The organism is Streptomyces noursei (assembly GCF_001646665.1).
Lineage (GTDB): Bacteria > Actinomycetota > Actinomycetes > Streptomycetales > Streptomycetaceae > Streptomyces > Streptomyces lavendulocolor.
Genome location: NZ_LWBU01000290.1, coordinates 71,342 through 95,568, shown reverse-complemented (window position 1 = coordinate 95,568; position 24,227 = coordinate 71,342). Strand labels below are relative to the sequence as shown.

Here is a 24,227-nt window from a genome sequence, read left to right as displayed (position 1 = left end):
GAGCGGAGCGACGCGCGGGGCCGTCAGCGGGGTGACCGCCGGGTGAACGGTGCGCCGCGCGTCCCGTCCTCCCGGGTGCCGCCGTCGTCGGCGAGGCCGGTGCGAGGGTCGCCCGGGAGGCGAACGGGGAGCCCGGGCGTCGCTCCACCGCCGTACGGGGGTGGCCGCCCCGCCCGTGCGGCGGCGCGAGGGTGCCGATCACTCTGTGGCCGGCGCGGAGGGGTGGCGTCCCGGGGGACCGAGGGGCGTACGGACGTCGTGGTCGTCCTGGGGTCGGTCATCGGGTCGCCGGTGAACACCGGTTCCCCGTCGAGCGGTTGTGCCGGGACCGGCGAGCGGGGTGCGATGGCCGCGCCGGCGAGGCCGTCGCCAGTGGGCCCGCGGGAGCGCACGGGCGGTGCCGTACAGGCGGACCGGCGCACCGATGACGGACCGGGTGCGGGGGCCGGCGCGTGGACGGGGCCGGTCACGGTGAGGACGCGGCACCGGGCGTCCGTCAGCCCGGTGCCGCGCGGGTCGGGCCCGGTGCCGACGGCGAGCGCGGCCCGGTGCGGGGCCGGGAGCCCGACCCGGCCCCCCGTACGTCACTCGGCCTCGGTGAGCGGGTTGAGCGTGATGGGCTGGACGCGGCCCTCCAGCATGGCCCCGAGCCCCAGTACGGCGCAGATGTCGGGGCGCTCCGCGATCTGCACGGGCATGCCGGTCGCGTTGCGCAGCATCTGGTCGAGGCCGGGCAGCAGCGCGCTGCCGCCGACCATCATGATGCCCCGGTCGACGAGGTCGGCGACCAGGTCGGGCGGGCAGTCGCGCAGCACCTTGCCGATGCCGTCGAGGACGGCCGTGAGCGGGGTGTGCAGGGCCTGGCGCACGGCGGCCGTGTCGACGAGCACGGAGCGGGCCAGGCCGGTCGCGACGTCCCGGCCGTGGATCTCGGTGGAGGCCGGGCCCTGGGGGGTGAGGCCGTTGCCGTGCAGGGCGAGCTGGAGGGGGCGTACGGACTGGCTGGGCAGCATCAGCTCGTGCTGGTGGCGCAGGTACTGGATGACGGCGTGGTCGATGGCGTTGCCGCCGACGGGGATGCGTTCGGCCGTCACGATCGCGCCGAGCGAGAGGACGGCGACCTGGGTGGTGGCCGCGCCGCACACCAGGATCATGGTGGCGGTGGGCTCCTCCACCGGCAGCCCGCAGCCGACCGCCGCCGCGATCAGCGTGTCGACCAGCTCGACGCGGCGGGCGCCGAGCCCGACGAGCGTCTCGATCGTGGCGCGCTGGGCGAGCGGGTCGCTGTCGTGCGGGGTGCACGCGGCGGCGCGCAGCATGGGCTTGCGCCGCAGCTGGCGGCGGAGCTTCTCGCCGAGGAGGTGGCGCAGCATCCGCTGGGCCATCTCGATGTCGACGACGCTGCCGCCGGAGATGGGGCGGACGACGCGGATGTAGTCGGGGGTGCGGCCGGTCATCTTCTCGGCGAACTCGCCGACGGCGATCAGCGCGCCGGTACGGGTGTTGACGGCGGCGACACTCGGCTCGTCGACGACGAGTCCGACACCCTTGACGAAGACGCGGGTCCTGGCGGCCCCCAGGTCGACGGCGACATGACAGCGGCGCAACTGCTCGAGACTGACGGTCACGGTGCGGATCCTCCCAAGAGCGGTACGTCCTCGCATCGTGCGTTCGCGCGGCGCCCGGCGCGCGCCGGGGGAGCTGACGGGGTGACAGACGGCGGCCGAAGGAGCTACCCGCGCCGCGTCCGGCCGGTGGCGGGGGGCCCTTCCGAAGAGCCGTCAGGGTCCGGGTCGCCGCCGGGCGCGGGCCGGGCGCCCGGCCCGCGCGCGCTCCGCGCCGCGTCCGGCTCCGCCCCGGTCCGCTCGGCGCGGGGTGGTCCTCCGCTCACACCAGGCGCTGGAGCAGTCCCCAGGTGAACTCGGCCACGCACAGCGTCCCGCCGGGCGGGGTGAACGCCAGCCGCCACCTGGTGGGCGCGCTGCCCTCCAGCGGGCGGGCCGGCGGGAAGGCGCGGGCCACCTCGTCGACGGTGCAGCTCCACGGAGCGAGGTCGGCGGCCGTGCGCAGCTCGGGTCCGGCCGCTCCGGGCGCCCGCACGAGCCACTCGTTCCACACCGGGCCGCCGCCGGGCGGGGTCAGCACCTCGAAGCGGAGGTCGGGCCAGAGCGGTACGGGCCACAGCAGCGCGTCGCACTCCAGGTCGCCGATGGCGCGGCGGGCGCGGGTTTCGGGCTCGCCGAGCACCGAGCGGTAGCGGCTGAGCGCGCCCCGAGAGCGCGTGGAGCGGGTCATGGCCTGCCAGCGGCGGTTGGCCTCCCGCATGTCGGTGATCGACGCGCCCAGCTCCCGGCGGGCGTCCTCGACGAGCCCCGGCTGGTGGTCGGCCATCCGGCGCAGCAGCACCAGCTGGAAGTCGTGGGGGCCAAATGGGGCGGACGGGGTGCCGGTGGCTCTCATGCCGACATCCTGCCCCCTTCCGTATGAATGGAGCGGCGCGCCGGAGGTTGGCCTTTTCCACACAGGATCCTCACAGTCACGGGTACCTCCGGTGTCCCGGTGCCGCATAGCCTGCGGGCGCCATGGATTACTGCCACCAGTGTCAGCGGCACCTCAACGGAGCCCTGGCCTGTGCCGGGTGCGGTACCCCCGTCGAGGAGCTCCGGCACGACGATCCCCAGACGTCCGCGGCGGAGCACGTCTACGAGCTGGACCGGGACGAGGAGCTTCCGCCCGCGGCGCCCCGCGGTGCGCGCGGGCGGACGCGCCGCGCCCAGCCCGCCCGCCGGTCGCGCCCGGCGGGTCGCAGGGCCCGCCGGAAGCGGGGGCGCACGCTGCTGGTCGTGACCGGTGCCCTGATCCTGGCGGCCGGCCTGCTGAGCCTGGCCGAGCTGGCGATGGAGCACCCCGGCGAGGACGGCGCCGCCACCGTCGTACGGCAGGAGGACCGGGCCGCCCCCGAGCCGTTGCCCGACCGGCCGGACGTCTCCGCGCTCCCGGACGCCCCGGAGCCGGTGCGCGAGCCGGCGGTGTCGGCCTCGGTGTCGGCGCCGGACGACCCCGAGGACGGCTCGGGCAGTGGTGAGGAGGGGACCGGCGCCCCTTCGGGCGTGCCGGTCGCGTCCGCGCCCGCGTCCGGCGAAGGGCCCGCGGCCGGACCGTCGGCCCCGGAGCCGTCGGGCGACCCGGGGGAGCCGGGCGCGCCCGACGCCCCGGGCGCGGACGAGCCCGCTCCGCAGGACCCGCCGCCCGAGGACCCCGAAGCCCCCGGCACCCCGGGCGAACCGGGCGGGACCGCCCCGGGTGATCCGCCCCCGGACGACCCGCCCCCGGCGGAGCCCGCCCCGTCACCCACGGCGACCGAGTCCTGCGACTGGTTCCTCTGGTGGTGCGTCTGACGCGTCCGGGCCCGGCCTGCCCCGGCGATTCCGGTGCGTGCCCGCGCCCGCCGCGCGTCCGACCCGGCCGGGCGCCGTTCGTTCTGTCCGGCCCGGCCGAGCCGATCCGGGTGACCGCCCTGCCGTGCGGCTAGGCGCCGTCGGTCACCCCGAGCATGCGTCGCAGCAGGTCGCGCAGGGAGGTGCGTTCCTCGTCCGAGAGGCCGGCCAGGGGCTCGCGGGCGAAGTCGAGGGCGTCCCGCAGCCGGCGGGCCGTCGCGCGGCCCTCCTCCGTCGCCGCGGCGATCTTGACCCGGCGGTCGGCCGGGTCGGGGCGGCGCTCCACCAGTCCGCGCGCCTCCAGGCGGTCCACGATGCCCGTCACGTTGGACGGCTCGCACCGCAGCGACTGCGCGATGCGGCGCATCGGCGTCGGCTGTGCCGCGAGGAGTGCGAGGACGCGTGCCTGGGCACCGGTGAGGGAGTGCTGCGCCGCGGCCTGCTCGTACTCCTCGTGGTAGCGGGTCACCACCGTGCCGATGAGGTCGACCACTTCGAGGGTCAGCGGGTCTGTGCGTCTGGAGGACATGGAGCCAGGATACCCATTTACTTGACAACCTGAAATATTCAGGAGCATGGTTGTTTCAGGTTGTGAAACAAACACGTGGTGAAACACCCACCGCGTGAAGCAATACCAGGAGGCACGCACCATGTCCGCTCTTCCCGCGTCCGGCCGCGAATGGCACCTCGTCGCCCGCCCGCACGGCTGGCCCCAGCCGGGGGACTTCGCCCTGCGTGAGGCGCCCGTCGCGGAGCCGGCCGAGGGCCGGATCCTCGTCCGCAACCTGTACTTCTCGGTCGACCCGTACATGCGCGGCCGGATGAACGACGTGAAGTCGTACGTGCCGCCGTTCCAGCTGGACCACCCCATGGACGGTGGCGCCGTCGGTGAGGTCGTCGCCTCCAACGCCGAGGGCTTCGCGGTCGGCGACCACGTCCTGCACGGTCTCGGCTGGCGCGAGTACGCCGACGTGAACGCCAAGCACGCCACCAAGGTCGACGCCTCCCTCGCGCCCCTCTCCGCCTACCTCGGCGTCCTCGGCATGACCGGCCTCACCGCGTACGCCGGTCTCTTCGACGTCGCGTCCTTCAAGGAGGGCGACGTCGTCTTCGTCTCCGGCGCGGCCGGCGCCGTCGGCAGCCAGGTCGGCCAGATGGCCAGGCTCAAGGGCGCCTCCCGGGTCATCGGCTCGGCCGGCTCCGCCGAGAAGGTCAAGCTCCTCACCGAGGAGTACGGCTTCGACTCCGCCTTCAACTACAAGGACGGCCCCGTCGCCGCCCAGCTCAAGGAAGCCGCGCCCGAGGGCATCGACGTCTACTTCGACAACGTCGGCGGCGAGCACCTGGAGGCGGCCATCTCCTCCTTCAACGTGCACGGCCGCGCCACCATCTGCGGCATGATCGCCCAGTACAACAGCACCGAGCCGACCCCCGCCCCGCGCAACCTCGCGCTGGTCATCGGCAAGCGGCTGCGGCTCCAGGGCATGCTGGTCGGCGACCACGCCGCCCTCCAGCCGCAGTTCGTCAAGGAGGTCGCGGGCTGGCTGGCCTCCGGCGAGCTCAAGTACAAGGAGACCGTCGTCGAGGGCATGGAGAACGGCGTCGAGGCGTTCCTCGGCATGCTGCGGGGCGAGAACACCGGCAAGATGATCGTTTCTCTCACCCGATAGGCTCACCTCCAGTCCGCCGCGACCGTGGGCGCGAGTCGCGGCGCCACACAGGAGGAAACCTCTTACATGTCGATCCAGCAGTCCGACGTCCTGTACACCGCCGTCGCCACCGCCGAGAACGGGCGTGACGGCCGCGTCGCCACCAACGACGGCAAGCTCGACGTCGTCGTGAACCCGCCCAAGGAGATGGGCGGGTCCGGCGAGGGCACCAACCCCGAGCAGCTGTTCGCCGCCGGTTACAGCGCCTGCTTCCAGGGCGCGCTCGGCGTCGTCGCCCGCCAGGAGGGCGCCGACATCTCCGGCTCGACGGTCACCGCCGAGGTCGGCATCGGCAAGAACGCCGACGGCTTCGGCATCATCGTCAAGATCTCGGCGAAGATCCCGAACGTGAGCGCCGCCACCGCCAAGGAGCTCATCGAGAAGGCCCACCAGGTCTGCCCGTACTCCAAGGCCACCCGCGGCAACATCACGGTCGACCTCGACGTCGCCTGATCACGCACCACGCGCCAGTACGTACGGGTCCGTCCGTACGTGCCGGAGGGCCGCACCCGCGCCGGGTGCGGCCCTCCGCCCGTACCGGCTCCCGGCCGCCGGTACGGCTCCCGGCCGCCGGCTCCGGGCCGCGCACCGCCGCCGGACCGGCCGGGCCGCCCGGAAGGGCCCCGCGGCCGCCCCGATAGGGTGAGCCCATGCGTGATCTCGGGGTGGGCTTCGGCTATCTGATGAAGGGGCAGCGCTGGGTCGGCCGGCACGGCCGGTGGTTCGGATTCGGGCTGCTGCCCGGACTGGTCACCCTGGTGCTGTACGCCGCCGCGCTCGCCGGGCTGGCCTGGGGCGCGGACGACCTGACCGCGTGGGCGACGCCCTTCGCGGACGACTGGTCCTCGCCCTGGCAGGGCTTCTTCCGCGGCTTCCTGACCGCGCTGCTCTTCGTCTTCGGACTGTTCCTCGCCGTCATCACGTTCACGGCCGTGACGCTCCTCGTGGGCCAGCCGTTCTACGAGTCGCTCTCCGAGGAGGTCGACCGCAGCGAGGGCGGCGAGGTGCCGGAGTCCGGGCTGCCGCTCTGGCGCGAACTGTGGATCTCCGCCCGCGACAGCCTGCGCGTCGTGCTGCGCGTCGCGTTCTACGGCCTGCTGCTCTTCGCGCTCGGGTTCGTGCCCGTACTCGGCCAGACCGTCGTCCCCGTGGTCGGCTTCTGCGTCTCCGGCTTCTTCCTGGCGGAGGAGCTCACGGCGGTCGCCCTCCAGCGGCGCGGCGTCGAGCTGAAGGAGCGCCTCGCGATGCTGCGCGGCCGCCGGCTGCTCACCCTGGGCTTCGGCGTCCCGCTGACCCTCGCGTTCCTCGTGCCGTTCGTCGCGGTGTTCCTGATGCCGGGCGCGGTCGCGGGCGCGACGCTCCTGGTGCGGGACCTGGAGGCGCAGCGGGACCCGCGGGAGCAGGCCCCGGCGGAGGCGGGCGGCACGCAGGCCCCGGGCGCCCCCCAGGGCTACGGAGCCCCCCAGAGCTACGGCGCCCCGGGCCACGGCAATGCCCCGGGCCACGGCGGCCCCCAGGGCTACGGCGAGGCACCCGGCCACGGCGGCGCGGCGCCGAAGGAGCGGCGTCTCTGAGGCCGCGGGGCGGCCATGGCCTGTTCACGGCCCTCGGCCGCCCGCCCGGTCCGGCCCGCTCGTGCTCCCGTTCTCGTATCCACAGGCCGCGTACCCCGGTGCCGCGGGCGCGGAAGGCCGTCGATCAGGCCATCGGCGCCATACGGGTGGGGCTGGGGATCACCCTGGGTGTGACGTGACGTCCCGCGACGGCTAGATCCGGCCGTCTCGTTCCGTACCGCCATCCCGTCAGGGAAAGTTGGGCATAAAGAGCGGGACGACGACGGGCCGGTCGGTATTCCTCGCGGGAGGAACAGCTGGGATGAGCACGGCTGGGACGAACACAGCGAGCACGCCCGGCGAGCCGCTGCACCTGGAACCACGACTCGAACAGCTTCCGGCCGCCCTTCTGGAGGACGGCCGCCCGCTGCTGCACGCGCTGGTGGACGCACTGGGCTCGCCCCTCAACGTCGTCCTGCCGGAACAGATCGCACGGAACGCGGAGCGCTTCCGCGCCGTGCTCCACCGGCACCGGATCACCGGGCGGATCTTCTACGCGCACAAGGCCAACCGCTCCAGCGCGCTGGTGCGGCGGCTCGTCACCACGGACGCCGACCTCGACGCCGCGTCCCTCGGCGAGCTCCAGCACGCCCTCGCGTCCGGCTGGACCGGCGACCGGATCATGACGACCGGACCGAAGGACCCCGAGTTCCTGTGGCTGGCCGCCCGCGCCGGGGCCGTCGTCAACGCCGACGGGCCGGGAGAGGTCGAGCAGGCCGCCCGGCTCGTCCGCTCGTACGGCCTGCCGCGCCTGCGCGTCGTGCTGCGGCTGTCCGGCTTCGGCACGTCCGGCACCACCCTGCTCTCCCGCCGCAGCCGTTTCGGCACCCCCGCGCGGGCGCTGAAGGACCTCCTCGACACGGTGGACCTGCACCGGGACGCGGTCGAGCCGATCGGCGTCGGCTACCACCTCGACACCACCAGCCTGGACGAGAAGGCGGCCGCCCTCGAAGGCTGTCTGCTGGCCATGGAGGAGACCCGGGCGCGCGGCTTCTCCCCGCGGGCGATCGACGTCGGAGGCGGCTTCGGCGTCTCGTACCTGGCCCACGCCGAGCAGTGGGACCGCTACACCACCGCCCTCACCGAGGCGGTCATGGGCACCCGCCCGCCCATGACCTGGGACGGCCACGGCTATGGCCTGCGGAAGGAGAACGGCACCCTCCGGGGGACGCTCGGCCTCTACCCCGCCCACCGCCCCCTCGCCGGCGCCGGCTACCTCGACGCGCTGCTGTCGCGGCCCGCCCAGGCCCTCGGCGGCCGCCCGCTCGGCACCCTGCTGCTGGAGGGCCTGCACGACCTGTACGTCGAACCCGGCAGGGCGCTCGTCGACCAGTGCGGGCTCACCCTCGGCAGGGTGCTGGACGTACGGGAGGCGGAGTCCGGCGGGCACGTGGTGCGCCTGGCGATGAATGCCGGTGACACCGGGCTGGAGGACCACGGCGTCCTGGTCGACCCCGTGCTCGTGCCCCGCGACGGCCCGCCCGGGGGCGGCGGCGCCCGGCCGGCCGCCGTGCACCTCATGGGCAACCTGTGCCTGGAGTCGGACCTGATCACCCGCCGCGTCGTCCACCTGCCCCGGCTGCCGCGCCCCGGCGACCTCCTCGCCTTCCCCAACACCGCCGGGTACTGCATGGACTTCGGCGCCACCCACGCCCAGCAGCAGCCCGTCGCCCGCAAGGTCGCCGTCCACCGGGAGGGGGAGTCCTGGCACTGGTGCCTCGACGAGCAGTACTGGCCGATCACACGTCCGGGGGGACAGCGCACATGAGGTACGACCGCATCACCGATGCCATCGGCGACACCCCGCTGGTGCGCATCGACCCCGAGGTCCACGGTCTGCGCACCGTCGACCTCTACGCCAAGCTGGAGATGCTCAACCCCTTCGGCTCCCTGAAGGACCGGGCCGCGTGGAACATGGCCCGCGACGGGCTGGCCGCCGCCAAGGAGCGGGGCGAGACGGTCGTCGAGCTGTCCAGCGGCAACACGGCGAAGGCCCTGGCCCTCATCGCGGGCCTGCACGGGCTGCCGTTCAAGAGCGTCACCAACCGGATGCGCATCCCCGAGGTCAAGGACCTCCTGCTGCTGCTGGGGGCGGAGATCGAGGAGCTGCCGGGGCGGTCCGAGTGCCTCGACCCGACCGACACCGACGACCCGCTGACCCTCTTCCACCAGCGGCTCAACGGGCCGGGCAGCGCCCACTTCCACACCGACCAGTACTTCAACCCCCGCAACACCGAGGCGCACGCCTCCGGCACCGGCCCCGAGATCGTCGCGGACCTCGACGGCCGCGCCCCCGACTGGTTCATCGCCTGCGTGGGCACCGCCGGATCGTCCACCGGTGTCGCCCGGGCCCTGCGCGCCCACGACCCGGCCGTGCGGGTCGTCGGACTCGTCGGCGAGAAGGCGGACTTCATCCCGGGCATCCGCAACGCCGACGAGGTGCAGCAGGTCGGGCTGTTCGACCCCGCCACGTACGACACGATCGAGACGGTGAGCGCCGACGACGCCATCGACGGCATGGTGACCCTGGTGCGCCGCTGCGGCCTGCTCGCCGGCCCGACTGGCGGAGCCGCCTACCAGGGGGCGGTCCGCCACCTGCGGGACGTGGAGCGGTCCCTCGACGCGGAGCCGGCGGACCGCCGGACGGCCGTCTTCATCGTCTGCGACCGGGTGGAGAGCTATCTCGGGTACGTACGGCAGCGGCGCCCCGAGCTGCTGGGGCGGCCGCCGCTGCGCAACTCGGTGGCCACGCTGACCGACACGGAGGCGCGCACCGCCACGGTCATCGACGTCGCCGACGCGCAGAAGTGGATCGCGGAGGAGCGCCCGCTCGTGATCGACCTGCGCGGCCCGTTCGCGTACGCCGCCCTGCACATCGACGGCGCGGTCAACATCGTGGACGAGCTCTTCGACGAGCTGCTGCGCGGCGGGCTGCCCTTCGGCCGGCGCAGGCCGGTGCTGCTGGCGTGCCCGGTGGGGGAGAAGTCGGCCCGGTACGCGGCCCTGCTGACGCGCATGGGCCATCCCGACGTGCGGAGTCTCGCCGGGGGGATCGTGGCCTGGCGGGACGCGGGCGCGCCGCTGGTGCGTGACTGAGTGGCCGGCCACGGCACGGAGATCTCGGAACTGGAGGCCTGGCAGCGGGAGTTGCGCGCCCAGTTCCCGATCGTCGTGGACCATCCGGCCCTGGTGTACCTGGACAGCGCGGCGACCGCGCAGAAGCCGCGGGCGGTCCTGGACGCCGTGCAGCGCTACCTCACCACGTCCAACGCCAACGCGGGGCGCGGTGCCTACCCGTGGGCCAACGCCACGACGGCGCTGGTGGAGGACGCCCGCGAGCGGGTCAAGCGGTTCCTGGGCGATCCGGCGCCGGACCGGTCGTCGGTGCACTTCACCAGCGGGACGAGCGAGGCGCTGCGGACGGTCGCGCGGGACTGGCTGCCGGAGCTCCTGTCCGACGGGGACGAGATCGTGGTCCCGCACCGGGACCACGAGGCGAACCTGTCGCCGTGGCTGGAGGCCCGGGACCTGCTGGCCCGCCGGGGTGTCGGCGTACGGGTGAGGGAGCTGCCGTACCAGGAGGCGTCCGGCGACTACGACCCGGTGGAGCTGGCCAGGATCACCGGCCCGCGCACCCGGTTCGTGGCGGCCACGCACGTGCACCACGTGTACGGCGCCGACATGAATGTCCACCGCCTGCGCCGGGTGGTGGGGCCGGACGTCCCGATCTGCCTGGACGCCGCGCAGAGCGTGGGGCACCTGCCGGTGGCGGTGGGCCACCTGGACGTGGACTTCGTGGTGTTCTCCGGGCACAAGGCCCTGGCCCTGCCGGGTACGGGGGCGGTGTGGGCCCGGCAGCGGCGCGGGCCGGAGTTCCGGCCCGGGGGGTGGCGGGGGACGCCGAACACGGTGGGCATCGCCTCGCTGGTGGCGGCGCTGGACTGGCTGGAGGCGGCCGGGACCGACCGGATCGAACGCTGGACGGTGGCGCTCACGGGGCTGCTGACGGACGGGCTGAGCCGCATGGCGGACAGCTACGAGGTGCTCGGCTGCCGCACCAGCCTGACGGCGGACTCGCCGGTGCAGCGGCGCCGGAGCCTGGTGACCTTCCGCCACCGGGCGATCGACGCGCACGACCTGGGGTTCGTCCTCTTCGACCACGGGTTCATGGTGCGGTCGGACGGGCACTGCCAGGCGGGGCGGGACAGGCGGGACGACTCCGTACGCGTGAGCCTCCATGTGCACAACACCCCCGAAGAGATGGAAAGGCTGCTCGCCGTGCTCGCCAGTCTGCAATGATTTTCAATAGCAGAAGCGGGTCGCGAGGTGCGGAGGGACACGGGCGGCTATGGGTGTGAACGCGGTGACGGCCGCGCGGTGGGTGGAGCGCTGGGAGGACCAGCAGCAGCGGTACGCGGTCGACCGCGAGGAGAGCTTCACCGTCATCGCGGACGTGGTGGAGCACGTGACGCGGGGCCGGGGCGGGCCGCCGCTCGTCCTGGACCTGGGGAGCGGGCCGGGGTGCCTGGCGGCGCGGCTGGCCGACCGCCTGCCCGGGGCGGACGTGCTCGCCGTCGACGGCGACCCGTTCCTCCTGGAGCTGGGCAGCACCCACTACGGCTCCGTCCTCCGCCACGTCGAGGCGATGATCGGCGAACCGGGCTGGCTCGACGCCCTCGGCCTGGACCGCCCGGTGGACGCGGCCGTGTCCACCACGGCCCTGCACTACCTGGACCGCCGCACCCTCGGCCGTGTCTACCGGGAGCTGGCCCAGTGCCTGCGCCCCGGCGGCGTCCTGGTCAACGGCGACCACATCGGCCCGGACTCCCCGAAGGTGTCCGAGCTGGCCGTCGACATCGGCCGCCGGCACGCCGAACGGCACCTGACGCTCAGCCACGACGACTGGGAGTCCTGGTGGTCGGGGGCCGCCTCCGACCCCGAGCTGGCGCGCTTCCTCGCCCGGCTCGGGAGTCACCGCCACCCCCGCTGCGAGGGCAACGACCTCACCATCTCCAGCCACCTGGACCTGCTGCGCGAGGCGGGTTTCGAGCACGTCGGCGTGGTCTGGCAGTACGGCCACAGCCACGTCCTGGCGGCCGTCCGCTGAGGTCGGCCGCCGGCGGCGGCCGGCAGCGCTCCCGGAAGCGGGCTCAGCCGCCGGCGGCGGCCACCGCGACGATCGCGCGGACCTGGGCCGTGATGGCGGCCCGCTCGCGCAGGAACTCCGGGTCCGTCACCGCGTCCGTGTTGCCCGCGCCGAACCGGAGCACCGGCGTGTGGACATGGCCGCCCGGCAGGCCCGGCAGCCCCAGCCGGTCGCGCAGCAGCGTGGCGCGGTAGGCGATCTCGTTGGACAGGTAGTCCCCGCCGCCGCCCGCGCGGGCCGCCGAGCCGGGCGTCGGGCCCTGCGGCCGGACCACGGGGGCCGTACCGCCCGCCGGGACCTCGGTCACCGAGGTGTTGTCGAGGACCGGGAAGGGACCCGTGCCCGCGGCGACGATCCTCGCGTACGGGAGGGTCGTCGCCGTCCACTGCGGCTGCGTCGCCGGGTCGGTCACGGGCACCGGTCCCGTCTCCGACACGTTCTCGTTGTCCCCGAACCCGCCGCGCCAGGCCCCGTTGTGGCGCTCCAGGTCGAAACGGCCGACCCGGCCCTGGCTCACCGTCGTGAAGGCGTCCACGTGCGGCAGGTGCGGCCGCAGGGTCCGCTCCACCTCGCCGTCGGCGAAGTCCGCCCAGCGCACCGGGAACACCGCCGTCTCCACCCGGGCGAGCCGGCCGTCCGCCGTCCGGATCAGCGTCCCGTCCAGCGCCAGCGCGGCCGCGCCCGACGGGTTGCTGATCCGCACGTCCCGGTCCAGCGTGAACGGGTCGAACCCGGTCACCAGCACCCGCCGGACGCCCCTGCCGGCCGGGTAGCGGATGGCGTCCTGGCCGCGCGAGGAGGTCTCGAAACGGTCCAGCAGCCGCTCGCGCCCCTGCGCCGGCAGGGCGAACCCGGGCTCCCAGGAGCGCAGTTCGCGGGTCATGGCCAGCCGCGCCCAGTACAGCGGCCGGTCGTCGTCGCGGGCGAGGTCGCCGCCCGCCGGGCCCCGCCCCTGCGCCCGGTCCACCGCCCGCTGCCACAGCCGCGACCCGTGCCGTACGACCGCCCGCTCGGCCGCCGCGTACGACCCGGCCGCGTCCAGCGCGGCCTCGAACGCGGTTGCCTGGGCGTCGAATCCGCTGCGGGCCAGGATCTCCCGCGGCACGGCCCGGTCGAGGCGGGCCTCCTCCACCGTGGGCCGCGCGGCCGTCACCGCCGCGTGGGCGTGCGCGGGGGCCGGGAGGGCCACCGGCGCGGCGAGGGCTGCGAGAGCGGCGACCAGCGTCGTGCGCGACCGTATCCGGGACACAGGGAGCAGTCCTTCCGTAGGGTGCCGGAACGCTACCGCGCGCCCAACAGCCGCAGAAAGGCCCGGAACACGGCGGGCATGTCCACCGCGTCCGGATCCAGCAGCCACTGGTACTGGAGTCCGTCCATCACGGCCGTCACCAGCGGGGCCACCTCCTCGGGGGTCGGCCCGCCGGGCAGCCGGTCCCCGAACTCCGCCCGCAGGACGGCCGCCATGTCGGCCCGGACACGGGCGTAGCGGTGCGTGAAGAAGTCCCGCGCCGGGTGATCCTCCGTCACGCTCTCGCCGAGCAGCGCCGAGAAGGTCCGCACGATGCCCGGCCGCATCGCGTTGTACTCGACGAGCAGCTCCAGCAGCTCCAGCCGCCGCCCGCCGTGGCCGCCGCCCCCGCCGGTGTCCCACCGGTCGCGCTCCTCCAGGACGGCCACGAGCAGGGCCTCCTTGGTCGGGAAGTGGTGCAGGAGCCCCTGCTGGGTCAGGCCGACCCGCTCGGCGACCGCCCCGAGCGACGCGCCCCGGTAGCCGCGTTCCGCGATCACTTCGAGGGCCGCCCGCACGATCTCCGCGCGCCGTTCCCCGCCCCTGGCCCTGGCCGCCGCCATCCTCGTACCCCGATCCACGTCATAACGGAAACGTAACGAAACCTACCGCCCTACAGGGAACGGGCGCACCGGGGGGCCCACCATGGGCGCACCGCACGTACACCGACCCGGAGGTACGGAAGTGACGGAAGTGACGGACGCGACCGACGCCAGGCGTGCGGAGGCACGCGAAGAGGCCGTCGAGGCGGCACTCGGCAAGCTCGACCTGGACGCCAGGACCCGCCTGCTGGCCGGCCAGGACATGTGGTCCCTCCCCGCCCTCCCCGAAATCGGCCTGAAGTCGCTGGTCATGTCGGACGGCCCGATCGGCGTGCGCGGCGTCCGCTGGACCCCCGACGACCCGTCCGTCGCCCTGCCGTCCCCCACCGCGCTCGCCGCCACCTGGGACCCGGCCCTCGCCCGCCGCGCCGGCCGCCTCCTCGCCCAGGAGGCCCGCCGCAAGGGCGTCCACGTCCTCCTCGCGCCCACCGTCAACCTGCACCGCTCACCCCTCGCCGGCCGCCACTTCGAGGCCTACAGCGAGGACCCGCACCTCACCGGCGTGATCGGCACCGGGTACGTCCTCGGAGTCCAGGACGGCGGCGTCGCCACCACGGTGAAGCACTACGTCGCCAACGACGCCGAGACCGACCGGTTCACCGTGAACAACGTCGTCGCCGCCCGCACCCTGCGCGAGCTGTACCTCGCCCCCTTCGAGGCGATCGTGCGGGACGCCCGCCCCTGGGGCGTCATGACCGCCTACAACCGGGTCAACGGCCCGACCATGACCGAGCACCACCACCTGGTGAACGAGGTGCTGCGCGGCGAGTGGGGCTTCGACGGCGTCAACGTCTCCGACTGGACCGCCGCCCGCGACACCCGGCGCTGCCTCGCGGGCGGCCTGGACATCGCCATGCCCGGCCCCGGCACCGTCTACGGCGAGGCCCTCGCCGCGGCCGTCCGCGCCGGCGAGGCCGACGAAGCCCTCGTCGACGCCGCCGTGCGCAACGTGCTGCGGCTGGCCGCCCGCGTCGGCGCCCTGGCCGGCGCCGAACCGGCCGTCACCGATCCGCCCGCCCCCGTCGACGGCGACGCCCTCGCCCGCGAGATCGCCCGCCGCTCCCTCGTCCTCCTGCGCAACGACGCCGTCCTGCCCCTGGCTCCCGGCGGCACCGTCGCCCTCATCGGCGCGGCCGCCCGCGACGCCCGGGTCCTCGGCGGCGGCTCCGCCCAGGTCTTCCCCGACCACGTCGTCTCCCCGCTCGACGGCCTCATCGCGGCCCTCCCCGCCGGCGCCCTCACCCACGCGGTCGGCGCCCACCCCGACGACGGACTCGCGCCCGCCGGGCCGGGCTTCGCGCTCCGCGCCGTCTGCCGCGACGCGACCGGCGCGGTCCTCGGCGAAGTGCCGCTGCCCGGCGGCCAGGTCCAGTGGATCGGCGACGACCTGCCCGCCGGCGTCTCCCACGACACGCTCCACAGCGTCGAGATCACCGGCACCTTCACGCCCCGCGAGAGCGGTGGGCACACCTTCGGCACCCGCGGCCCCGGCGCCCTCACCCTCACCGTCGCGGGGCGGACCCTCTACGACGGCGTCCAGGCCACGGGCGACGAGCCCGACCCCTTCGAGGCGCTCCTCGGCACCCCGCTGGAACGCGGCACGGTCCCCCTCACCGAGGGCGTACCGGTCGAGGTGTCCCTGCTCCACCGCCTCACCGGACACCCCGCGGCGCCGCTGCCCGGCGTGCTGTTCTCCCTCCTCCACCTCGGGCCGCGCCGCGACCCCGACGAGCTGATCGCCGAGGCCGCGGAGGCCGCCCGCGCCGCCGGCACGGCGGTCGTCGTGGTCGCCACCACCGAACGCGTCGAGTCCGAGGGCTTCGACCGCACCGACCTGAGGCTGCCCGGCCGCCAGGACGACCTGGTGCGGGCCGTCGCCGCCGCCAACCCCCGCACCGTCGTGGTCGTCAACGCCGGCTCGCCCGTCGAGATGCCGTGGCGCGACGACGTGGCGGCCGTGCTGCTCAGCTGGTTCCCCGGCCAGGAGGGCGGCGCCGCGCTCGCCGACGTCCTCCTCGGCGCCGAGGAACCCGGCGGCCGGCTCCCCACCACCTGGCCGGCCACCCTCGCCGACGCGCCCGTGACCCGGGTCACCCCGGTCGGCGGCGAACTCCACTACACCGAGGGCCTCTTCACCGGCCACCGCGCCTGGGACCGGTCCGGCACAGCCCCCGCGTACCCCTTCGGCCACGGCCTCGGGTACACCACCTGGGAGTACGAGGCCCTGGAACTGGCCCCGGACACCGCCACGGTCCGCGTCCGCAACACCGGCACCCGGCCCGGCCGGGAGGTGGTCCAGCTCTACGTCGCCCCCGTGGACGACCCGGCTGAGCGCCCCGCCCGATGGCTGGCCGGCTTCGCGGGCGTCACGGCCGCCCCCGGTGAGACCGCCGAGGCCCGGATCCCGCTGCCGGGGCGGGCGTTCGAGGTCTGGGACGAGGCGGCCGGCGCCTGGACGGCCGTCCCGGGCACGTACGAGATCCAGGCCGGCCGCTCCGTGACCGACACCCGCCTGCGCGCACCCCTGGAGGTGGGGGCCTAACGGATCCCGAACCCGTACACGGTCTCCGAGGCGTACACCTCGCCCGGCCGCAGCACCGTGCCGGGGAACTCGGGCCGGTTCGGGGAGTCCGGGAACGCCTGGGTCTCCAGGGCCACCCCGTCCAGGTGGTCGGGGGCGTACACCTGGAGGCCGGGCTCCGTCGTACGGATCGTCAACAGGCGTCCCGTCACGGGGGAGTACAGCTCGGCCGCCGGTCCGCCGGAGCCGCCGTCGAGGACGAAGTTGTGGTCCAGCCCCGTGCCCACCGGGCGCGACGTCCGGAAGTCCAGCCGGGTGCCGTCCACCTTCGCGATCTCGCCGGTCGGGATCGCCGCGTCGTCCAGCGGCGTGAAGTGCCCGGCGGCCAGCCGCATCTCCTGCGCGCCGCCGAGGTTCCAGTACGTGTGGTTCGTCAGGGCCACCACCGTCGGCGCGTCCGTCACCGCCTCGTACGCGATCCGCAGCGCCCCCCGGTCGTCGAGCGTGTACGTCGCCGAGACCTCCAGACGCCCGGGGAAGCCCTCCTCGCCGTCCGGGCTCACCCGCGACAGCCGCACCCCGCCCTCGGCCGGCTCGGCGTCCCACACCCGCTTGTCGAAGCCGCGCTCACCGCCGTGCAGACTGTTCGGCCCCCCGTTGCGCGCCAGCCGGTACGTGCGGCCGTCCAGCGTGAACGACCCGCCCGCTATCCGGTTCGCGTACCGCCCCACCAGCGCCCCGAAGTAGGGCCCCGGATCGGCCTCGTACCCGGCGGGGGAGCCGTGCCCCAGCACCACGTTCGCCACGGCACCGTGCCGGTCGGGCACCTCCACCGACTGCACGATGCCCCCGTACGTCAGCACCCCCACCCGCGTACCGCCCCGTTCCAGGACCCACCGGTGGACTGCCGTACCGTCGGCCAGCCGGCCGCACTCCTCGACGCTCATGCCCGTCGAGCCTACGCGGGCGGGACCGCCGCAGTGACGTTGCGGTACGCGATCTCGGCCAGCCGCTCCTGCCCGTCGCCGCTCGGGTGGAACCAGTCCCAGGGGCTCAACTGCGCCCCGGTGAACCGGTACGCGAACACCGCCCCGCCGTCGTGCCGGCACAGCCGGTCCTTCGCGCACACGTCCCGGAGCACCGCGTTGTACGCCACCACCCGGCGGTGCACCTCCTCGCGGCGCTCCTCGGCCGCCGGACCGAGGTCGTCGGCGTCACCGAGCATCGACGCGCACACGCCCAGCTTCCACACCTGCTTGCCGAGCACACTGCCCCGCCCGGTCGACCACAGCCGCTTCAGGTCCGGCACGCTCGACACGTACACCTGGCTCTTCGGCGACACCCGGCGCAGCTCCCGCACCGCCTCCTCGAACGAGGCGCGGAAGTCCGCCACCGGCGTCATCAGGTCCGTGCTGTCCCGGCAGGCGTCGTTCGCGCCCACCATCACGGTCACCAGCCCCGGCTTCCGCGCCGCCGCCCTGGCCATCTGGCCCGGCAGCTCCGCCACCCGCGCGCCCGACCGGGCCAGGTTCCAGCTGCGCGAAGGCAGCGCCGCCGGGCCCAGCAGCCGCCGCGCGAGGCTGTTCACCCGCGCGTCGCTCCCCGTCGCCCACGAGACGTCCGGGCAGTCGACCAGGATCCCGCACGCGTCGAACCCGCGCGTGATCGAGTCGCCGACGGCGGCGAGGGAGGCGGGGCTCGGGTCCCACGCGGGGGTGGGCCTCGGCGAGGGGGAGGGGCGCGCCGCCACGCCCGGCGCGCGCTCCGGTTCCGCCTCGCACCCGGCCGCCCCGACGCCCCCCACCAGGGCGGTGGCGACCGCCCACGCGGCGAACGTACGTATCCGGCCTCGTCGGGTGGCGGGCATCCGGTAGCCCTTTCGTCGGCGTCCTGGCGGGTGAATGCTTGGTGTCGGGCTTCCCGGGGCAGACCGTACGTCATCCCAAGCGCCTCGGCGCACGGTAGCTTTTCCCCGTCGAACCGTCAGGCGCCTTCGCCAACCGGCTCCGGTAAATTACATCACGTCACATGCTGTCCCTTTTGCGGAGTTTCACTCCCGATGCTGTTTACTGAGGCCGCTGGGAAAGGCGAACCTCGTCCCACACTGGAGGTCCCGGTGACGACACGTGGAGTCCTGTACGTACACTCCGCACCGCGCGCGATGTGCCCGCACGTCGAATGGGCGGTGGCGGGAGTGCTCGGTGCGAGGGTCCAGCTCGACTGGATCCGGCAGCCGGCCTCCCCGGGCACCTGGAGAGCCGAGTTCTCCTGGCGGGGCGAACCGGGCACCGCCTCCAAGCTGGCCTCGGCGCTGCGCGGCTGGCAGATGCTCCGCTTCGAGGTCACCGCCGAGCCCTGCGCCACGGCCGAGGGCGAGCGCTACAGCGCCACGCCCGAGCTGGGCATCTTCCACGCGGTCACCGGCATGCACGGCGACATCCTGATCCCCGAGGACCGCCTGCGCGCCGCGCTCGCCCGCGCCGCCCAGGGCGAGACCAAGCTGGAGGCGGAGATCGCCAGGCTCCTGGGCAAGCCCTGGGACGACGAGCTCGAACCCTTCCGGTACGCCGGCGAAGGCGCCCCGGTCCGCTGGCTCCACCAGGTCGTCTGACCCGTCCCGGACGCCGCCCACGCGCCGCCCGGGCGCTCTCCCGGGCCCGCCGTGCCACCCCACGCGCCGCCGACTCCCGTGCCGCCCACGTGCCGCTCCGGGCGCCGCGCCGCCGTCAGCCCGGTCGCGCCCTGCCCGCGCGTCCGCGTGGCCCTGCTCGGGCCCCGGACGCCGCTCGTGCGCGCGTCCGCCCGGTCCCTGCCCGTGTGCCTTCCCCGACCGGCGTCCCCGCCCCGGCCGCCGGGTGCGCGGACGCGTGTGGGCCCGCCCCTGGAGGGGCGGGCCCACACGCGTGTCACGGTCGCCGACCGCGAGGTCAGACCGTCCGGAACGCCAGCACCACGTTGTGGCCGCCGAACCCGAACGAGTTGTTGATCGCGGCGATCGTGCCCTCCGGCAGGGGGCGCGGCGCGTCGCGGACGATGTCGGCGTCGACCTCGTCGTCCAGGTCGTCGACGTTGATGGTCGGCGGGGCCGTGCGGTGGTGCAGGGCCAGCACGGTGGCGACGGTCTCGATGCCGCCCGCACCGCCCAGCAGGTGGCCGGTCATCGACTTGGTGGCCGAGACCGCCACGTGGTCCAGGTCGTCGCCCAGCACCTTGCGCAGCGCCTTGACCTCGGCGACGTCACCCTGCGGGGTGGACGTGGCGTGGGCGTTGAGGTGCACCACCTCGGCCGGCTTCAGGTCGGTGCTGTCCAGCAGGTTCTGCAGGGCGGCGGCGATACCGCGCCCGGTCGGCTCCGGCTGGGCGATGTGGTGGCTGTCGGCGGACAGGCCCTGGCCGAGCGCCTCGCAGTACACCTTCGCGCCGCGCGCGGCGGCGTGCTCGGCGGACTCCAGGATGACGACGCCGGCGCCCTCGCCGAGGACGAAGCCGTCACGGCCCTTGTCGTACGGGCGCGACGCCTTCTCGGGCTCGTCGTTGTTCTTGGACATCGCCATCATGTTGGCGAACGCGGCGACCGGCAGCGGGTGGATCGCCGCCTCGGTGCCGCCCGCGACGACCACGTCGGCGCGGCCGGTGCGGATCATCTCGATGGCGTAGCCGATCGCCTCGGCGCCCGAAGCGCACGCCGAGACCGGGGTGTGCACGCCCGCCCGGGCGTTCACCTCCAGGCCGACGTTGGCGGAGGGGCTGTTGGGCATCAGCATCGGCACGGTGTGCGGGGAGACGCGGCGTACGCCCTTCTCCTTCAGCACGTCGTACTGGTCGAGCAGGGTCGTCACACCGCCGATGCCGGAGGCGATGACGGAGCCCAGCCGCTCGGGCTCGACGGCCGTGTCCTCGCCCGCCGGGGCGGTGAAGCCCGCGTCGGCCCACGCCTCGCGGGCCGCGATCACCGCGAACTGCGCGGAGCGGTCCAGCTTGCGGGCCAGCGGGCGCGGCAGCACCTCGCCCGGATCGACGGCCACCGGGGCCGCGATGCGGACGGGCATGTCGGCGAAGCGGTCACCCTCCAGGGGCTTGACCCCGGAGCGTCCCGCGAGCAGACCTTCCCAGGTCGAGGCGGAGTCGCCACCCAGCGGTGTGGTTGCGCCGATACCGGTGACGACCACGGTGCGATTGGTCGAGTTCACAGGAATTCTTTCTCCACGTGTATGAGGTATGCGGGGAACGCGGCGCCACCGCCGGGTGGCGGTCCGATCAGTTCTGGTGCTTCAGGATGTAGTCGGCAGCGTCGCCGACCGTCTTGAGGTTCTTGACGTCCTCGTCGGGGATCTTGACGTCGAAGCGCTCTTCGGCGGCGACGACGACCTCGACCATGGAGAGCGAGTCGACGTCCAGGTCGTCGGTGAAGGACTTGTCCAGCTGGACGTCCTCGACCGGGATGCCGGCGATCTCGTTGACGATGTCGGCGAGACCGGCGACGATCTCTTCCTGAGTGGCGGCCATGTGGCGCTCCTTCGGTGTGTGTCTCAGAGGTGTTTCTCAGAGGGTTTTGAGGCTGATCGTCCGGAGAGAACCCGAACGGTGCCTAGGGGAGGGTAACGACCGTAGCGGCGTACACGAGACCCGCCCCGAAGCCGATGACGAGCGCGGTGTCACCGCTCTTCGCCTGACCGGTCGCCAGGAGCCGCTCCATCGCGAGCGGGATCGAGGCGGCCGAGGTGTTGCCGGTCGTCTCCACGTCACGGGCGACCGTCACGTGCTCCGGCAGCTTCAGAGTCTTCACCATCGAGTCGATGATCCGCATGTTGGCCTGGTGCGGGATGAAGACGTCCAGGTCGGCCGCCGAGATGCCGGCCGCGTCGAGCGCCTGCTGGGCGACCTTCGCCATCTCGAAGACGGCCCAGCGGAACACCGCCTGGCCCTCCTGCGTGATGGCGGGGAACTTGTCGACCGTGCCGTCGCGGTACTCGGTCCACGCGACGGTCTGCTTGATGGTCTCGGACTTGTCGCCCTCGGAGCCCCACACGGTGGGGCCGATCGCCGGCTCCTGCGCGGGTCCGACGACCACGGCGCCCGCGCCGTCACCGAACAGGAAGGCCGTCGCGCGGTCCTCCAGGTCGGTCAGGTCGCTGAGCCGCTCGACGCCGATGACCAGCACGTACTCCGCGGAGCCCTCCACCACCATGCCCTTGGCGAGGGTCAGGCCGTAGCCGAAGCCGGCACAGCCCGCCGAGATGTCGAACGCGGCGGGCTTGTTCGCGCCGATCTTGTCCGCGATCTCGGTGGCGACGGCGGGGGTCTGCTTGAAGTGCGAGACCGTGGAGACGATCACGCCGCCGATCTGCTCGGGCGTCAGCCCGGCGTCGGCGATCGCCTTCCCGGCCGCCTCGACCGACATCGCGGTCACGGTCTCCTCGGGGGAGGCCCAGTGGCGGGTGGAGATGCCGGAGCGCGAGCGGATCCACTCGTCGGACGAGTCGATCGTCTCGAGGATCACCTCGTTCGGCACGACACGGGTGGGCCGGTAACCGCCGACACCCATGATGCGCGCGTACGGGGCGCCCTGGCTGGGCTTGATCTTCGCCATGCTCTACGGCTCCTTGTCAGACGGCGGGCGTCGTGTGCTCGGCGATGAGCGCACGGGCCGCGTCGAGGTCGTCCGGCGTCTTCAGGGCGACCGTCTTGACGCCCTTGAGGGCGCGCTTGGCGATGCCGGTGAGCGTGCCGCCGGGGCACACCTCGACCAGGGCGGTCGCACCGAGCTGCTGGAACGTTTCCATGCACAGGTCCCAGCGCACGGGGTTGGCGACCTGGCCCACCAGGCGGGCGACGACCTCGGCGCCCGTGGCGACGGTCCGGCCGTCCTTGTTCGAGACGTACGTCACGGTGGGGTCGGCGACGGTCAGGCCGCCGGCGGCCGCCTGCAACGCGTCGACCGCGGGCGCCATGTGGTGCGTGTGGAACGCGCCGGCGACCTTGAGCGCCACCACGCGGCGCACGCCCTCGGGCGGGTCGGCCTCCAGCGCGGCGAGCTGCTCCATGGTGCCGGCGGCGACGATCTGGCCGGCGCCGTTCACGTTCGCCGGGGTCAGCCCGAGCTTCTCCAGGTGCGGGACGGTGACCTCCGGCTCGCCGCCCAGCAGGGCGGACATGCCGGTCTCGGTGACGGCGGCGGCCTCGGCCATCGCCAGGCCACGGGTCCGTACGAAGCGGAGCGCGGCCGTGTCGTCGAGGACGCCGGCGAACGCGGCCGCCGTGATCTCGCCGACGCTGTGGCCGGCGACGGCCTGCGGGGTCACGTCACCGAGCGCGGCGGCGGACAGCAGACCGGCCGCCACGAGCAGCGGCTGCGCCACCGACGTGTCGCGGATCGCGTCGGCGTCCGCCTTGGTGCCGTAGTGGACGAGGTCGAGCCCGATGGCGTCGGACCACGCGGCGACGCGGTCGGAGGCGCCGGGCAGGTCGAGCCAGGGAGTCAGGAAGCCGGGCGTCTGAGCGCCTTGGCCGGGAGCGACGAGTACGAGCACCCTCACACTCTCTCTTGTGGACGGCTCCCACCGCCCGTGAGGACAGGGACGAAGAACCGTCGGGGGAATTGTGGACGTTCGACAAAAGTCTAGGACTGCGGGTCCCCGTCGACCAGACGCCCGAGAATCAGCGCGATCCGCAGGGTGAACGCGGACCGTACATCGGACGGTGACCATCCGGTGACGTCGGTCACACGTCGCAGCCGGTAGCGCACGGTGTTGGGATGCACGAACAGCATCCGCGCCGCGCCCTCCAGACTGCTCGCCTGCTCCAGATAAACGCTCAAGGTTTCCAGGAGCGCCGAGCCCGCCTCCTCCAGCGGTCTGTAGATCTCCTCCACCAACTGCTCGCGTGCCGAGGGGTCCCCGGCGATCGCGCGCTCCGGGAGGAGGTCGTCCGCCAGCACCGGCCGCGGCGCGTCCTGCCAGGCGGAGCACGCCTTCAGGCCCGCCGCCGCGGCCTGCGCGGACCGGGTGGCCGCCAGCAGGTCCGGCACGATCGGCCCGGCCACGACCGGCCCGGCGGCGTACGGGCCGATCAGCGCCTTCGCGACGTGCAGCGGGTTGTCGCTGCCACCCGCGATGACCACCAGCCGGTCGCCGAGCACCCCGGTGAGGACCTGGAGCTTGGCGTGCCGGGCCGCCCGCCGGATGGCCTCCACGGTCAGCTCGCTGTCCCCGTCCGGGGCCGTGCCGAGGATCACGCACACGTGCTCCGGCGAGTTCCAGCCGAGTGCGGCGGCCCGGGAGACGGCGCCCTCGTCGGCCTCGCCGGACAGCACCGCGTTCACCACCAGGGACTCCAGCCGGGCGTCCCACGCGCCGCGCGCCTCGGCGGCCTGGGCGTACACCTGGGCCGTCGCGAAGGCGATCTCCCGGGCGTAGACCAGCAGCGCCTCGCGCAGCACCGACTCGTCGCCCGGCGCGGCGACCTCCTCGATCGCCGACTCCATGACCTCGATCGTGGTGCGCACCATCTCCACGGTCTGGCGCAGGGTGATGGCGCGGGTCAGCTCGCGCGGGGCGGTGCCGAAGACGTCGGTCGAGATGGCCTGCGGGGTCTCCGGATGCCGGAACCACTCGGTGAACGCGGCGATACCGGCCTGGGCGACCAGACCGATCCACGACCTGTTCTCCGGGGGCATCGCCCGGTACCAGGGCAGCGTCTCGTCCATGCGGGCAATGGCGCTCGCCGCGAGCCGCCCGGAGGACTGCTCCAGGCGCTTCAGGGTGGCGGCATGCGGGTGGGTGTCGTTCGCTGCGGGTTCAGGCACGGGACAAGACTGCCTTATCCGGACGGGGCCGTGCGGCGCCGGGTCTACGGTGGTCCCGTGAGCTCATGGCATCCAGACACCGCCGCGCCCGGCGCGCGGCCCGGTCC

At 74.1% G+C, this 24,227-nt stretch carries 22 protein-coding genes; 10 read left to right on the top strand and 12 right to left on the bottom strand.

What is annotated here, in order from left to right; all coding sequences use genetic code 11:
* Window positions 1-584: 584 nt before the first annotated feature.
* Window positions 585-1,628: a rod shape-determining protein gene (locus A4V12_RS22135; RefSeq protein WP_064071154.1), complete on the bottom strand. Its 1,044-nt coding sequence runs from the start codon at window positions 1,626-1,628 to the stop codon at window positions 585-587.
* Between the two features lie 259 nt (window positions 1,629-1,887).
* Complete coding sequence (locus A4V12_RS22130; RefSeq protein ID WP_064071153.1) at window positions 1,888-2,460, bottom strand: hypothetical protein; 573 nt, start codon at window positions 2,458-2,460, stop codon at window positions 1,888-1,890.
* A 122-nt stretch (window positions 2,461-2,582) separates the two neighbouring features.
* Between A4V12_RS22130 and A4V12_RS22125 the strand changes: the two genes are divergently transcribed.
* Window positions 2,583-3,398 (top strand): SCO2400 family protein, encoded by an 816-nt coding sequence (locus tag A4V12_RS22125; RefSeq protein WP_079137245.1) that lies wholly within the window; start codon window positions 2,583-2,585, stop codon window positions 3,396-3,398.
* Between the two features lie 130 nt (window positions 3,399-3,528).
* On the opposite strand, the gene A4V12_RS22120 is transcribed toward A4V12_RS22125, so the two are convergent.
* Window positions 3,529-3,966 carry a MarR family winged helix-turn-helix transcriptional regulator gene (locus tag A4V12_RS22120; protein ID WP_064071152.1) on the bottom strand — a complete coding sequence of 146 codons (438 nt, stop codon included), beginning with the start codon at window positions 3,964-3,966 and terminating at the stop codon, window positions 3,529-3,531.
* Window positions 3,967-4,087: 121 nt separating this feature from the next.
* Here A4V12_RS22120 and A4V12_RS22115 point away from each other — a divergent pair, with 121 nt between their 5' ends.
* The 7 genes from A4V12_RS22115 to A4V12_RS22085 all read left to right on the top strand — a co-directional run bounded on the left by A4V12_RS22115 (window position 4,088) and on the right by A4V12_RS22085 (window position 11,866).
* On the top strand, window positions 4,088-5,107 hold the full coding sequence (locus A4V12_RS22115) for an NADP-dependent oxidoreductase (protein ID WP_064071151.1): 1,020 nt from the start codon (window positions 4,088-4,090) through the stop codon (window positions 5,105-5,107).
* Between the two features lie 66 nt (window positions 5,108-5,173).
* Complete coding sequence (locus A4V12_RS22110) at window positions 5,174-5,599, top strand: organic hydroperoxide resistance protein (protein ID WP_064071150.1); 426 nt, start codon at window positions 5,174-5,176, stop codon at window positions 5,597-5,599.
* Between the two features lie 197 nt (window positions 5,600-5,796).
* Complete coding sequence (locus A4V12_RS22105; RefSeq protein ID WP_079137244.1) at window positions 5,797-6,720, top strand: EI24 domain-containing protein; 924 nt, start codon at window positions 5,797-5,799, stop codon at window positions 6,718-6,720.
* Between the two features lie 301 nt (window positions 6,721-7,021).
* Window positions 7,022-8,527 carry a Y4yA family PLP-dependent enzyme gene (locus A4V12_RS22100; RefSeq protein ID WP_064071149.1) on the top strand — a complete coding sequence of 502 codons (1,506 nt, stop codon included), beginning with the start codon at window positions 7,022-7,024 and terminating at the stop codon, window positions 8,525-8,527.
* Complete coding sequence (locus A4V12_RS22095) at window positions 8,524-9,855, top strand: pyridoxal-phosphate dependent enzyme (RefSeq protein WP_064071148.1); 1,332 nt, start codon at window positions 8,524-8,526, stop codon at window positions 9,853-9,855. The genes A4V12_RS22100 and A4V12_RS22095 overlap by 4 nt, the downstream gene beginning before the upstream one ends.
* Entirely contained in the window at window positions 9,856-11,058 is a 1,203-nt protein-coding gene (locus A4V12_RS22090) for an aminotransferase class V-fold PLP-dependent enzyme (protein WP_064071147.1), read from the top strand.
* A gap of 49 nt (window positions 11,059-11,107) precedes the next feature.
* Window positions 11,108-11,866, top strand: a complete 759-nt coding sequence (locus tag A4V12_RS22085; RefSeq protein ID WP_064071146.1) for a class I SAM-dependent methyltransferase — start codon at window positions 11,108-11,110, stop codon at window positions 11,864-11,866.
* Between the two features lie 43 nt (window positions 11,867-11,909).
* Here A4V12_RS22085 and A4V12_RS22080 read toward each other — a convergent pair whose 3' ends face one another.
* Window positions 11,910-13,154, bottom strand: coding sequence for a pyroglutamyl peptidase (locus A4V12_RS22080; protein ID WP_199831350.1), 1,245 nt, complete (start codon window positions 13,152-13,154; stop codon window positions 11,910-11,912).
* A 32-nt stretch (window positions 13,155-13,186) separates the two neighbouring features.
* The gene (locus tag A4V12_RS22075; protein WP_064071145.1) at window positions 13,187-13,756 is read right to left on the bottom strand and encodes a TetR/AcrR family transcriptional regulator; all 570 of its coding nucleotides are present in this window, start codon (window positions 13,754-13,756) and stop codon (window positions 13,187-13,189) included.
* Between the two features lie 82 nt (window positions 13,757-13,838).
* Between A4V12_RS22075 and A4V12_RS22070 the strand changes: the two genes are divergently transcribed.
* The gene (locus A4V12_RS22070; RefSeq protein ID WP_079137243.1) at window positions 13,839-16,337 is read left to right on the top strand and encodes a beta-glucosidase family protein; all 2,499 of its coding nucleotides are present in this window, start codon (window positions 13,839-13,841) and stop codon (window positions 16,335-16,337) included.
* Here A4V12_RS22070 and A4V12_RS22065 read toward each other — a convergent pair.
* Both A4V12_RS22065 and A4V12_RS22060 read right to left on the bottom strand, forming a co-directional pair.
* Complete coding sequence (locus tag A4V12_RS22065) at window positions 16,334-17,263, bottom strand: aldose epimerase family protein (protein ID WP_064071143.1); 930 nt, start codon at window positions 17,261-17,263, stop codon at window positions 16,334-16,336. The two genes, A4V12_RS22070 and A4V12_RS22065, sit on opposite strands and share 4 nt — an antisense overlap.
* Window positions 17,264-17,274: 11 nt before the next feature.
* Window positions 17,275-18,183, bottom strand: coding sequence for a GDSL-type esterase/lipase family protein (locus tag A4V12_RS22060; protein ID WP_079137242.1), 909 nt, complete (start codon window positions 18,181-18,183; stop codon window positions 17,275-17,277).
* Window positions 18,184-18,432: 249 nt separating this feature from the next.
* Between A4V12_RS22060 and A4V12_RS22055 the strand changes: the two genes are divergently transcribed.
* On the top strand, window positions 18,433-18,927 hold the full coding sequence (locus A4V12_RS22055; RefSeq protein ID WP_064071142.1) for a DUF3145 domain-containing protein: 495 nt from the start codon (window positions 18,433-18,435) through the stop codon (window positions 18,925-18,927).
* Window positions 18,928-19,243: 316 nt separating this feature from the next.
* On the opposite strand, the gene fabF is transcribed toward A4V12_RS22055, so the two are convergent.
* From fabF to A4V12_RS22030, 5 genes are all read right to left on the bottom strand, one after another.
* Window positions 19,244-20,506, bottom strand: a complete 1,263-nt coding sequence (fabF, locus tag A4V12_RS22050) for a beta-ketoacyl-ACP synthase II (RefSeq protein WP_064071141.1) — start codon at window positions 20,504-20,506, stop codon at window positions 19,244-19,246.
* Window positions 20,507-20,573: 67 nt separating this feature from the next.
* Window positions 20,574-20,822: an acyl carrier protein gene (locus A4V12_RS22045; RefSeq protein WP_064071140.1), complete on the bottom strand. Its 249-nt coding sequence runs from the start codon at window positions 20,820-20,822 to the stop codon at window positions 20,574-20,576.
* Between the two features lie 82 nt (window positions 20,823-20,904).
* Window positions 20,905-21,906 carry a ketoacyl-ACP synthase III gene (locus A4V12_RS22040; protein ID WP_064071139.1) on the bottom strand — a complete coding sequence of 334 codons (1,002 nt, stop codon included), beginning with the start codon at window positions 21,904-21,906 and terminating at the stop codon, window positions 20,905-20,907.
* A 16-nt stretch (window positions 21,907-21,922) separates the two neighbouring features.
* Window positions 21,923-22,846, bottom strand: a complete 924-nt coding sequence (locus tag A4V12_RS22035) for an ACP S-malonyltransferase (RefSeq protein WP_064071138.1) — start codon at window positions 22,844-22,846, stop codon at window positions 21,923-21,925.
* An 89-nt stretch (window positions 22,847-22,935) separates the two neighbouring features.
* The gene (locus A4V12_RS22030) at window positions 22,936-24,120 is read right to left on the bottom strand and encodes a PucR family transcriptional regulator (protein ID WP_064071137.1); all 1,185 of its coding nucleotides are present in this window, start codon (window positions 24,118-24,120) and stop codon (window positions 22,936-22,938) included.
* Between the last annotated feature and the right edge of the window lie 107 nt (window positions 24,121-24,227).

Excerpts from the sequence above, each read along its gene's own strand:
- A4V12_RS22120 (WP_064071152.1), bottom strand. The coding sequence starts at position 3,966 with ATGTCCTCCAGACGCACAGACCCGCTGACCCTCGAAGTGGTCGACCTC.
- A4V12_RS22070 (WP_079137243.1), top strand. The coding sequence starts at position 13,839 with ATGGGCGCACCGCACGTACACCGACCCGGAGGTACGGAAGTGACGGAA.
- A4V12_RS22110 (WP_064071150.1), top strand. The coding sequence starts at position 5,174 with ATGTCGATCCAGCAGTCCGACGTCCTGTACACCGCCGTCGCCACCGCC.
- A4V12_RS22125 (WP_079137245.1), top strand. The coding sequence starts at position 2,583 with ATGGATTACTGCCACCAGTGTCAGCGGCACCTCAACGGAGCCCTGGCC.
- A4V12_RS22045 (WP_064071140.1), bottom strand. The coding sequence starts at position 20,822 with ATGGCCGCCACTCAGGAAGAGATCGTCGCCGGTCTCGCCGACATCGTC.
- A4V12_RS22065 (WP_064071143.1), bottom strand. The coding sequence starts at position 17,263 with ATGAGCGTCGAGGAGTGCGGCCGGCTGGCCGACGGTACGGCAGTCCAC.
- A4V12_RS22075 (WP_064071145.1), bottom strand. The coding sequence starts at position 13,756 with ATGGCGGCGGCCAGGGCCAGGGGCGGGGAACGGCGCGCGGAGATCGTG.
- A4V12_RS22105 (WP_079137244.1), top strand. The coding sequence starts at position 5,797 with ATGCGTGATCTCGGGGTGGGCTTCGGCTATCTGATGAAGGGGCAGCGC.
- A4V12_RS22115 (WP_064071151.1), top strand. The coding sequence starts at position 4,088 with ATGTCCGCTCTTCCCGCGTCCGGCCGCGAATGGCACCTCGTCGCCCGC.
- A4V12_RS22130 (WP_064071153.1), bottom strand. The coding sequence starts at position 2,460 with ATGAGAGCCACCGGCACCCCGTCCGCCCCATTTGGCCCCCACGACTTC.
- A4V12_RS22060 (WP_079137242.1), bottom strand. The coding sequence starts at position 18,183 with ATGCCCGCCACCCGACGAGGCCGGATACGTACGTTCGCCGCGTGGGCG.
- A4V12_RS22085 (WP_064071146.1), top strand. The coding sequence starts at position 11,108 with ATGGGTGTGAACGCGGTGACGGCCGCGCGGTGGGTGGAGCGCTGGGAG.
- A4V12_RS22095 (WP_064071148.1), top strand. The coding sequence starts at position 8,524 with ATGAGGTACGACCGCATCACCGATGCCATCGGCGACACCCCGCTGGTG.
- A4V12_RS22100 (WP_064071149.1), top strand. The coding sequence starts at position 7,022 with ATGAGCACGGCTGGGACGAACACAGCGAGCACGCCCGGCGAGCCGCTG.
- A4V12_RS22040 (WP_064071139.1), bottom strand. The coding sequence starts at position 21,906 with ATGGCGAAGATCAAGCCCAGCCAGGGCGCCCCGTACGCGCGCATCATG.